The 9,107-nt window shown below is 65.1% G+C and carries 9 protein-coding genes and 1 tRNA gene; 7 read left to right on the forward strand and 3 right to left on the reverse strand.

Annotated elements, in window-relative coordinates:
• Nucleotides 1-34 precede the first annotated feature (34 nt).
• The 3 genes from FFS27_RS22845 to FFS27_RS22855 all read left to right on the forward strand — a co-directional run bounded on the left by FFS27_RS22845 (nucleotide 35) and on the right by FFS27_RS22855 (nucleotide 1,930).
• A tRNA-Asp gene (locus tag FFS27_RS22845) sits at nucleotides 35-111 on the forward strand.
• A 256-nt stretch (nucleotides 112-367) separates the two neighbouring features.
• The gene (locus tag FFS27_RS22850) at nucleotides 368-1,129 is read left to right on the forward strand and encodes an FKBP-type peptidyl-prolyl cis-trans isomerase (protein WP_003091600.1); all 762 of its coding nucleotides are present in this window, start codon (nucleotides 368-370) and stop codon (nucleotides 1,127-1,129) included.
• A gap of 369 nt (nucleotides 1,130-1,498) precedes the next feature.
• Nucleotides 1,499-1,930, forward strand: coding sequence for a YkvA family protein (locus FFS27_RS22855; protein ID WP_003091599.1), 432 nt, complete (start codon nucleotides 1,499-1,501; stop codon nucleotides 1,928-1,930).
• On the opposite strand, the gene FFS27_RS22860 is transcribed toward FFS27_RS22855, so the two are convergent.
• Nucleotides 1,918-2,664, reverse strand: coding sequence for a substrate-binding periplasmic protein (locus FFS27_RS22860; RefSeq protein ID WP_019484610.1), 747 nt, complete (start codon nucleotides 2,662-2,664; stop codon nucleotides 1,918-1,920). The genes FFS27_RS22855 and FFS27_RS22860 overlap by 13 nt on opposite strands.
• Before the next feature lie 103 nt (nucleotides 2,665-2,767).
• On the opposite strand from FFS27_RS22860, the gene FFS27_RS22865 reads away from it, so the two are divergent.
• From FFS27_RS22865 to FFS27_RS22875, 3 genes are read left to right on the forward strand one after another with little or no spacing between them, the layout of a single operon-like run.
• A complete protein-coding gene (locus tag FFS27_RS22865; RefSeq protein WP_021265071.1) occupies nucleotides 2,768-3,079 on the forward strand; it encodes a helix-turn-helix domain-containing protein in 312 nt (103 codons plus the stop codon).
• Nucleotides 3,080-3,081: 2 nt separating this feature from the next.
• Nucleotides 3,082-3,447, forward strand: a complete 366-nt coding sequence (locus tag FFS27_RS22870; protein WP_003114793.1) for a hypothetical protein — start codon at nucleotides 3,082-3,084, stop codon at nucleotides 3,445-3,447.
• The gene (locus tag FFS27_RS22875) at nucleotides 3,437-3,916 is read left to right on the forward strand and encodes a sel1 repeat family protein (RefSeq protein ID WP_003109166.1); all 480 of its coding nucleotides are present in this window, start codon (nucleotides 3,437-3,439) and stop codon (nucleotides 3,914-3,916) included. Before FFS27_RS22870 ends, FFS27_RS22875 begins: the two co-directional genes overlap by 11 nt.
• A 13-nt stretch (nucleotides 3,917-3,929) precedes the next feature.
• On the opposite strand, the gene FFS27_RS22880 is transcribed toward FFS27_RS22875, so the two are convergent.
• On the reverse strand, nucleotides 3,930-5,678 hold the full coding sequence (locus FFS27_RS22880) for a bifunctional diguanylate cyclase/phosphodiesterase (protein WP_023093907.1): 1,749 nt from the start codon (nucleotides 5,676-5,678) through the stop codon (nucleotides 3,930-3,932).
• 95 nt (nucleotides 5,679-5,773) lie between these two features.
• The gene (locus FFS27_RS22885; RefSeq protein ID WP_003091593.1) at nucleotides 5,774-7,870 is read right to left on the reverse strand and encodes a carboxy terminal-processing peptidase; all 2,097 of its coding nucleotides are present in this window, start codon (nucleotides 7,868-7,870) and stop codon (nucleotides 5,774-5,776) included.
• A 129-nt stretch (nucleotides 7,871-7,999) separates the two neighbouring features.
• Between FFS27_RS22885 and FFS27_RS22890 the strand changes: the two genes are divergently transcribed.
• Entirely contained in the window at nucleotides 8,000-8,962 is a 963-nt protein-coding gene (locus tag FFS27_RS22890) for an NAD(P)H-quinone oxidoreductase (RefSeq protein WP_003091592.1), read from the forward strand.
• Nucleotides 8,963-9,107: the final 145 nt, after the last annotated feature.

The following is a 9,107-nucleotide window of genomic DNA, read 5'->3' on the forward strand; positions in this document are numbered from 1 at the left end:
TCCCGTCATCACCCACCAATCTCGCAAGTTACGCGCAGCGGTAGTTCAGTCGGTTAGAATACCGGCCTGTCACGCCGGGGGTCGCGGGTTCGAGTCCCGTCCGCTGCGCCATTTCCTTCCTTCGCTGTATCTCTTGCGCTTCCTTCCCGCTTCATAATTCGACGTTTTTCGACGCTTCCTTTCCGCTGTTCTTCTGTCCTCGTTCCACGCGTTCGTTCTGCTATCTCCTTCATTTTTCGGAAAGTTCGGCCTTGAACTTATCCGCGCGCACCTGTTCCTATTGCCCATAGCCACTGGTCGCGACAGCCTGCTAAGCTCGCGGCTTCATCGAATATGCCCGAGCGGCGAACAGATTAAAGGACTCAGCATGAAACAACATCGGTTGGCAGCAGCGATCGCACTGGTCGGTCTGGTTCTCTCCGGCTGCGATTCGCAGACCAACGTTGAGTTGAAGACCCCGGCGCAGAAAGCTTCCTATGGTATCGGCCTGAACATGGGCAAGAGCCTGTCCCAGGAAGGCATGGACGACCTGGATTCGAAAGCCGTCGCCAAGGGCATCGAAGACGCCCTCGGCAAGAAGAAGCAGCAGCTCACCGATGAAGAGCTGACCGAAGCCTTCGCCTTCCTGCAGAAACGTGCCGAGGAGCGCATGGCCGCCATCGGCGACGAAAACGCCAAGGCCGGCAAGAAGTTCCTCGAGGAAAACGGCAAGCGCGACGGCGTGACCACCACCGCTTCCGGCCTCCAGTACGAAATCGTGAAGAAGGCCGATGGCCCGCAACCGAAGGCCACCGACGTGGTGACCGTCCACTACGAAGGCCGCCTGACCGATGGCACCGTCTTCGACAGCTCCATCGAGCGCGGCAGCCCGATCGACCTGCCGGTCAGCGGCGTGATCCCGGGTTGGGTCGAAGCCCTGCAACTGATGCACGTCGGCGAGAAGATCAAGCTGTACATCCCCAGCGAGCTGGCCTACGGCGCGCAGAGCCCGAGCCCGGCGATCCCGGCCAACTCGGTGCTGGTCTTCGACATGGAACTGCTCGGCATCAAGGATCCGTCCAAGCCGGACGCGGAGCCCGAGGCCGGTGCCGCAGCGCAGCCCGAAGCCAAGGCGGACGCGAAGAAGTAATTCTTCCGCCGCGATGCATGAAACGCCCCGTCCATGACGGGGCGTTTTCATTTGCGGATTCGGCTGAACCCAGGCGCTGCCGCGAGGGTCTGAAAACAGGTCGAGGGCACGGCCGGTGTTACCCTTATGCACACATTTGTCGCACGTCGACCCGACCTACGGTATTGACCTCGGGTTGTCCGTTGCGCTAGGTCAAACCCTTGATTTTCAATGCTTTTAGAGCATTGTCTAAAAAGTGTCCGATCTGTCGGAAAGCCTGTAGCGACGGGCTTCTCGCCGACGGAAGGGGGGGCTGTTCACAAGGTTATCCACAGTATGCGTGGATAACCCGGAGAGCCTCGGCGGCAAGCGCTTGAGCGAGGTGGAAGGATGGATGCACCACGAGGATTCAGTCGTTACCTGGGGATCGCGGAACGTTTCCTGGCCCGTGGCCGGGTGCCCGCCTTGTTGATTGCGGTAGCACGCAAGCGCTCGCGCCTGAAGCTGGTGAAGAGCGACCTGCGCCTGCTGCAGGAACTGCTGGTGGCCTGGGTTCGCGGCGAATACCGCGGACTCAGCCGCCAGGCGTTGCTCTCGGTGATCGCGGCGCTGGCCTATTTCCTTTCGCCGGTGGATATCGTCCCCGACTTCATCTTCGGTGTCGGCCTGCTCGACGATCTCGCCGTCCTGGCCTGGGTAGTGCGTCGCTGGCAGTCCGAGCTGGATGCCTTCAAGGTCTGGCGCGACGCCCAGGCCGTCGAGACGCAGCAGGCGCTGCGAGAGCTGCCGGCTCCCAGGGCGGAGCGCGTTCAGGGTTCCTGAGGCGCTCGCAGGCTGTTTTCCAGCAGGCGCTCGATGCTGCCGTCCCTGACCATCTCGTCGAGCACCCGGTCCATACTTTCGACGGGGACCGGCAGTTGTCCGCCATAGATGCAGTGCATCCGATAGCTCTGCAGTACCAGCGGACTGACGCTCAGGCCCAGCTCGGGATGCTGGCGCGTCAGGTAGAGCAGCGGGCGGCGCATGTCCACCGCGGCGTCCAGGCGCGAACGCTTGAGCATCTGCACGCGACTGGCCAGGTCGCGGGTATCTTCGCGGCGAATTTCCCCGGCAGCGAAGGCCTGCATGAGATCGTCCGCGTAGACATAGCCTAGACTTGTACCCAGGGTCTTGCCGCGCAGCTCGGCGAAGTCGCGGATCGCCGGACGGTCGTCGCGCTGCAGCAGGACGTCCTGCTCTTCGAAGAGGGCAGGAGACCAATGGTAGCGTTCGGGTTTGCTATCCCATTCGGGGTTGGAGTTGCAGATCACGTGAATATGTCCGCTGGCCATGAAGCCGTCGATCCTTCGGTTCGGCGTTTCCACGAAACGCAGCGACAATCCCAGCCGCTGCGCGACCCGCTCCCCCAACTGGCGGGTGAAGCCGCCTTGCAACTGGTGATCGACGATGTCCACGTAGGGCATGCCGTCGGCGGGGCTGAAGCCCCAGCGCAGCTCGCCGGCGAAGGCCTGTCCGACTCCCAGCAGGATGCACAAACCAAGACTTCTCCGGCGCACCCGTGGGCTCCTCCACCAGGCAGACTGTGTGACCAGGGCAGCAGTATAGCCAGTCCGCAGCGGCGCGGTGCCTGATAAGATGGCGGCTTGCAAGGAGACCGACATGAATGTCCAAGTGATCACGCGAGACGGCGAGGCGGAATACGCGGTGTTGCCCTGGGCCGAATACCAGGCGTTGCTGGCCGCCGCTGGTCGCCCGGCCGCCAGTGTCGCGGTGGAGACGACCGCGCCGGCGGCGCCTTCCGCGAGTCTGCTGGAGCGCCGCGAGGCGCGCGGCCTGAGCCTGGAACAGGTGGCCCGGGAGGTCGGTATCAGTCCTTCCTACATGGCGATGATCGAACGCGGCGAACGCGAGGCCAGCGAGGCCATCCTGTTCGCCCTGGAGCGTGTGCTGGGCAAAGCGACGGGGGCCTGACCTTGAGTGTGCTGATCAGCCGTAAACACTGGGATAGCCTGCTGCTGGAAATCGAGGATGCGCGTCGCCAGCGTCATCTGCTCACCTACCGGGCGCTGATCGAGCGCCTGCAACTGCCGACTCCGGCGATGACCACCCTCACCGCGGCTCTCGAGCACCTGGCATCGCTGGATGCGCGCTCGGGGCGTCCGTTGCGCAGTTCGCTGGTCATCAGCCAGGGCGCAAGCCGCTTGCCACGCACCGGTTTCTTCGAGTGCGTGGAGCGCCTCGGACGTTTTTCCGGTCCGCCGGACGGCCCGGCCGCGGCTGGCTGGCATGCGGCGGAAGTGGTCCGTGTCTTCGAATTCGAGTATCCCGATGAACTCTGAATGGATCTGGCGCCTGCGCGCCCGCCTCGGTTACGGCGTGGCCCGGCAGTTGCTGGGCTGGCCCTGGCTGGTCAAGCAGCCGCGAGCCTGGCAGTGGATGCAGGGGCAGTTCTCGCGCATGGCCAATCTCGGACACCGCGACGCCCAGGCGTTCTACGGTCACCTGCTGCTGTTCCGTGGACAGGGCTTCGGCGCGCGCGAGGAGGGCCTGCGCCTGCTGCGCCTGGCTGCCAGCGCGGGCGATGGGAAAGCGGCCTACCAGCTCGGCGTGCAGGCGCTCAAGGGCGACAGCCGGCAAGCGCCCGACGCGCTGGCAGCCAGCCGCCACTGGGCACTAGCGGCAGAGGCGGGCCACCCGCTGGCGGCGCGCAAGCTGGCGGAACTCTACCGCGATGGAGGCCCGGGCCTGGCGCCGGACAGCGAGCGCGCCGAGCACTATGCGCAACGGGCGTCCGCGCTCGGTCTCTAGCTGAACGAACGGTTCAGGCGGCCTCGATCAGGTGCAGGCTGTAGCCTGGCACCGCCTTGGCCTGGCGCTTGGCCTCGGAGGCCAGCGTCGCCAGGTGCGCGGCATCCATTCCCTGGCAGGCTTCGGCCGGTAGATGCACCACGCCGACGGACAATGACAGCAGCGGGTACTCCTCGCGCTGGCCATGGCGGTTGTGCGCAACGAAACAGCCGGCGTCCAGGTGCTCGCGGCTGTAGAAGCGCCGGCATTGGCTCTGGAAGGTTTCCAGCAACCGGTCGATCCGTGTGCGCCAGTCCTCGGGGCCGAGCACCAGCATGAAGTCGTCACCGCCGATATGGCCGACGAAGTCGCTGCCCGGGTCGATCCGTTCGCTCAGGCACTGGGCCAGGCACAGCAGGACCTCGTCGCCGCGGGCGTAGCCGTAGAGATCGTTGAAGGGTTTGAAGCTGTCGATGTCGATGTAGCAGATCACCGCCTCGCGCCTTTGTTGCAGCAGGCGTTCGAGGCATTGCTGGATCGGCACGTTGCCGGGAAGCAAGGTGAGCGGATTGGCGTGCCGCGCCTGCTGGAGCTTTTCCTCGGTGATCAGTCTGAGCACGTCGATCACCCGGCCCATGCCCGCATAGTGCCCGCCGCGGGTGATGATGAAATCTTCCTCGATACGCTGGCGTGCGCGGCTGGTCAGCAGGCGGCTGACCTGCTGCAGGGTCTGGCCGAGTTCCACGGCGAGAAAATCGTCGCTCATCAGGCGGCTGATCGGCTTGCGCAGGAACAGGTCGCAGGCGAAGGGCCGGAGCAAGGCGTCGGTGAGCGCGTGGCGATGGACGATGCCGATGGGACGCCCCTCTTCGTCGAGGATCGCCAGGGAGTTCAGGTTGGCCTGGCGGCGGAAGATTTCCACCACTTCCTGGGTCGAGGTGCGAACGTCGACCGCGCGCTGTTCCAGCAGCAGCGCACGCAGGTCGCCATGCTCGTCGCTGGAAGACTGGCTGGGGGCGCCAGCGCTGGGCAGCATCTGTTGTACGTCGCTTGCCGGGTGTTCCTGCGGGCGGCCGAACAGATAGCCTTGCACCAGGTCGACTCCCATCTCGCTAAGCACCGCCAGTTCCTCGGGCAGTTCGATGCCTTCGGCGATGACCTGGGCGCGAGAGGCTCGGGCCATCTTCAGGATGGAGCCGACGAACTCGCGTTTCACGGTGTCCAGGTGGATGCCGTCGACGAAGTGGCGGTCGATCTTCACGTAGTCTGGACGCAGTTCCGACCACAGGCGCAGGCTGGAGTAGCCAGCGCCGAGGTCGTCGAGGGCGATGGAGAAGCCCATGGCGCGATAGTGGTGCAGCGCGGTGTCGAGCAGGTCGAAGTCGTCGATAGGGGTCTGTTCGGTCAGTTCGATCACCACCCGGTTCGGCGAGATCCCCAGCTGTTGCAGCAATTGCAGGGTGCGGCCGGGCGGATGGCCGGCTTCGAGGAGGGACTCCGGGGAGACGTTGAGGAACAGCATGGCGTCGCCCTGGATGTCGCGGAAGCGGCTGAAGGCGCGTTGTCGGCAGAGCAGTTCCAGTTCGCTCAGCCGTCCGCATTGGCGGGCCACGGCGAACAACGCCAGGGGCGAGTGCAGCGGGCTGTTGGACGGACCGCGGGTTAGCGCTTCGTAGCCGACCAGACGCCGTTCGGAAAGCGAGAGGATGGGCTGGAACAGGCAGTGCAGGTCGCCGTGGGCCAGGATGCTGTCCAGGGCGCTCAACTGCTCGGTGACGGTCATGGAACGCTCTCGTCGCAATGAAAAAGGGCCGGTTGTGCAACCGGCCCCGTATTTCACGACAGTCCCATGACTGTTTTATGACGCTCCCGCTGAACTCAGTGCTTGGCCACCGCCGAGTTGAGGTTCAGGTAGTCCAGCAGGATGTGCCCGGACTCGGTGAGGTAGGCGTCGTCCTGCGGCTTGGTCTTGTCGTCCTCTTCCGGCAGGGCGTTCTCGTCCTCGCGCTTGAGTTCCTTCAGCGGCTCCTGGCCCTTGGACTTGCGCAGGGCGTTCTCCATGGCCAACTGGCGGTTCTCGATGCTGGTCTGCTGGGCGCGGCGCTTGGCCTCGTTCAGGCTGACGGTCTTCTCCTTCATCAGCTCCTGTGCCAGCGCCAGGCGCTCGCGGGCGTAGACGAAGTCGGCGTTGTTCTCGGTGCGCGCGTCGTGCTGGGCCTTGAGTTGCGCGAGGAACGGCTTGAACGGGTTGGCCTCGTCCTTCACCACCGGGCGGATGGTGTCCCAGGGCATCGAGTCGGGCAGGGCGCTTTCGCCGATTTCCTTGTCGTCGACGATGGACGGGTAGCTGATGTCCGGGATCACGCCCTGGTGCTGGGTGCTCTGCCCGGAGACACGGTAGAACTTCGCCAGGGTCAGCTTCAGTTCGCCGTGGTTGAGCGGCTGGATGGTCTGCACGGTGCCCTTGCCGAAGGTCTGTCCACCGAGGATCAGCGCGCGGTGGTAGTCCTGCATGGCGCCGGCGAAGATCTCCGAGGCGGAGGCCGAGAGACGGTTGACCAGCACCGCCAGCGGGCCGGTATAGAAGGCCTTGCCTTCGTCGTCGTTGAGCACGTCGACGCGGCCGTCGCTGTTGCGCACCAGTACGGTCGGGCCCTGGTCGATGAACAGGCCGGTCAGCTCGGTGGCTTCCTGCAGGGAGCCGCCGCCGTTGTTGCGCAGGTCGAGGACGATGCCGTCGACCTTGTCCTTCTGCAATTCGGCGACCAGCTTCTTCACGTCGCGGGTGGTGCTCTTGTAGTTCGGGTCGCCGGCGCGGTAGGCCTTGAAGTCCAGGTAGAAGGCCGGCAGGTCGATCACGCCGAGCTTGTAGCTGCGGCCTTCGTGGTCGACCTTGATGATGGATTTCTTCGCCGCCTGGTCCTCCAGCTTCACCGCCTCGCGGGTGATGGCGACGATCTTGCTGGTCTGGTCGTTCGGCGCGTTGCTCGCCGGAATCACTTCCAGGCGTACCTGGGAGCCTTTCGGCCCGCGGATCAGCTTGACCACTTCATCCAGGCGCCAGCCGACCACGTCGACCATTTCGCCCTTGCCCTGGGCGACGCCGATGATCTTGTCGGAGGTGGCGATCTGCTTGCTCTTCGCCGCCGGGCCGGCCGGCACCAGGCGTACGACCTTGACGTAGTCGTTGTCGCTCTGCAGCACCGCGCCGATGCCTTCCAGCGAGAGGCTCATGTTGATGTCGAAGTTTTCCGCGTTGTCCGGCGACAGGTACTGGGTGTGCGGATCGTAGGACTGGGCGAAGGCGTTGATGTAGGCCTGGAAGATGTCTTCGCTGCGGGTCTGCTTCAGGCGCGACAGCTGGTTCTTGTAGCGCTTGGTGAGCTGTTCCTGGATCGCCTTGTCGTCCTTGCCGGTGATCTTCAGGCGCAGGACCTCGTCCTTCACCTTCTTGCGCCAGAGGTCGTCGAGCTCTGCGGTGTCCTTCGCCCAGGGGGCCTTCTCGCGGTCGATCAGCAGGCTCTCGTCGACGCTGAAGTCGATCTTGTCGACGCCCTTGTCGAGCATCGCCAGGGCGTAGTCGAGACGGCCTTTCAGGCGGTCGAGGTGACGCTTGTAGATGACGAAGCCGGGATCGAGATCGCCGCTCTTGAGGAAGTCGTCGAACCTGTTGCGCCAGCGATCGAACTCGGCGATGTCGCCGGCGGTGAAGTACATCCGCGCCGGATCGAGCATCTTCAGGTAGCTGTCGTAGATCTTGGCCGAGCGTTCATCGTTCAGCGGCGGCTTGTTGTAGTGGTGCCGCTTGAGCAGCTCCACCACGTTGAGGCTGGCGATGACCTGCTCGCGGTCCGGCTGCAGGCTGTCCCAGGAATTCTGGGCGCTGCCGACGGAGACGGCGGTCGAGGCGAACAGCGGCAGCGAACTGGCGCCGAGGAGGAGCAACAGGGCGGTACGGGGCAGAAAACGCTTCATGCTGATTCGACTGATCGCGGAGTAATGACGCATATTAGGCCTTATTAGCCGGCGCCGGGTTCCCTTGGCGCAATGCAAAAAGCCCGACTCTGGGTGATCGGGCCGTGACAACCCCACTATGGAGGCAGCGTGAACGCATTGCAAGGTATCGAAGGTCGTGTCGAGTGGTCGGAAATCGCCGCCCCGTCCTGCGGTCAGGGCGAAATCCGCATCCGCGTGGCGGCCGCCGGACTCAACCGCGCCGACCTGTTGCAGAAGGCCGGGCTCTACCCGCCGCCACCCGGCGCCAGCCCGGCGCTGGGGCTCGAGTGTGCGGGTGTGGTCAGCGAGGTGGGCGCGGGCAGCACCTGGCAGGTCGGCGACCGGGTCTGCGCGCTGCTCGCCGGCGGCGGCATGGCCGAGGAAGTGGTGGTGGACGCGCGCCACGTACTGCCGGTCCCGGCAGGGCTGAGCCTGGCGGAGGCGGCGGGGATTCCGGAGGTCTACGCCACGGCCTGGCTGAACCTGTTCCAACTGGCGGCGTTGCAGCCCGGCGAGAAAGTGCTGCTGCACGCCGGCGCCAGCGGCGTCGGTTCGGCCGGCATCCAACTGTGCAAGGCGTTCGGCAACCCCTGCTGGGTCAGCGTCGGTTCTGCCGAACGCCTGGCCTACTGCGAATCCCTGGGCGCCGCCGGTGGCGCGCTGCGCAAGCAGAGCCTGGAATCGCTGCGCGATTTCGCCCCGTTCGACGTGATCCTCGACCCGGTCGGTGCCCGCTATGCCGGGTTGAACCTGGAGCTGCTGCGGAGCGACGGGCGCTGGGTGATCATCGGCCTGATGGGCGGCCGCGAGGCGCAACTGGACCTGGCACAACTGCTAGGCAAGCGTATCCAGTTGACCGGCTCGACCCTGCGTACCCGCGATACCGAGTTCAAGGCGCAACTGATTGCCGAGCTGGGGTTGAAGGTCTGGCCATTGTTCTCCGCCGGGAAACTCCGTGCGCAGCTGGAGCGAACCTTCCCGATCGGCGACGCCGAGGCGGCGTTCGAGGCGCTGGCGAGCAACCAGGTGCAGGGCAAGGTCGTGCTGGTGGTGGACCCGTCGCTGGCCTGAGGAGCCGCTTCGGCACCGTCGAGGCGATGGAAAGCGCGATCCGCTCGCGCTTTCGCGGCGAGCCTGTCAGCGCCAGGCGTTGACCGGCCAGCCCATTTCCTTGGCGTAGGCGAGCAGGGTCGGGTCCGGATTGACCGTGTTCGGA

This window comes from Pseudomonas sp. 2VD, from assembly GCF_005503585.1.
Classification (GTDB): Bacteria; Pseudomonadota; Gammaproteobacteria; order Pseudomonadales; family Pseudomonadaceae; genus Pseudomonas; species Pseudomonas aeruginosa.

Coding starts and splice junctions, on each gene's coding strand:
- FFS27_RS22885 (WP_003091593.1), bottom strand. CDS start 7,870: ATGAAGCGTTTTCTGCCCCGTACCGCCCTGTTGCTCCTCCTCGGCGCC.
- FFS27_RS22865 (WP_021265071.1), top strand. CDS start 2,768: ATGAATGTCCAAGTGATCACGCGAGACGGCGAGGCGGAATACGCGGTG.
- FFS27_RS22880 (WP_023093907.1), bottom strand. CDS start 5,678: ATGACCGTCACCGAGCAGTTGAGCGCCCTGGACAGCATCCTGGCCCAC.
- FFS27_RS22850 (WP_003091600.1), top strand. CDS start 368: ATGAAACAACATCGGTTGGCAGCAGCGATCGCACTGGTCGGTCTGGTT.
- FFS27_RS22875 (WP_003109166.1), top strand. CDS start 3,437: ATGAACTCTGAATGGATCTGGCGCCTGCGCGCCCGCCTCGGTTACGGC.
- FFS27_RS22855 (WP_003091599.1), top strand. CDS start 1,499: ATGGATGCACCACGAGGATTCAGTCGTTACCTGGGGATCGCGGAACGT.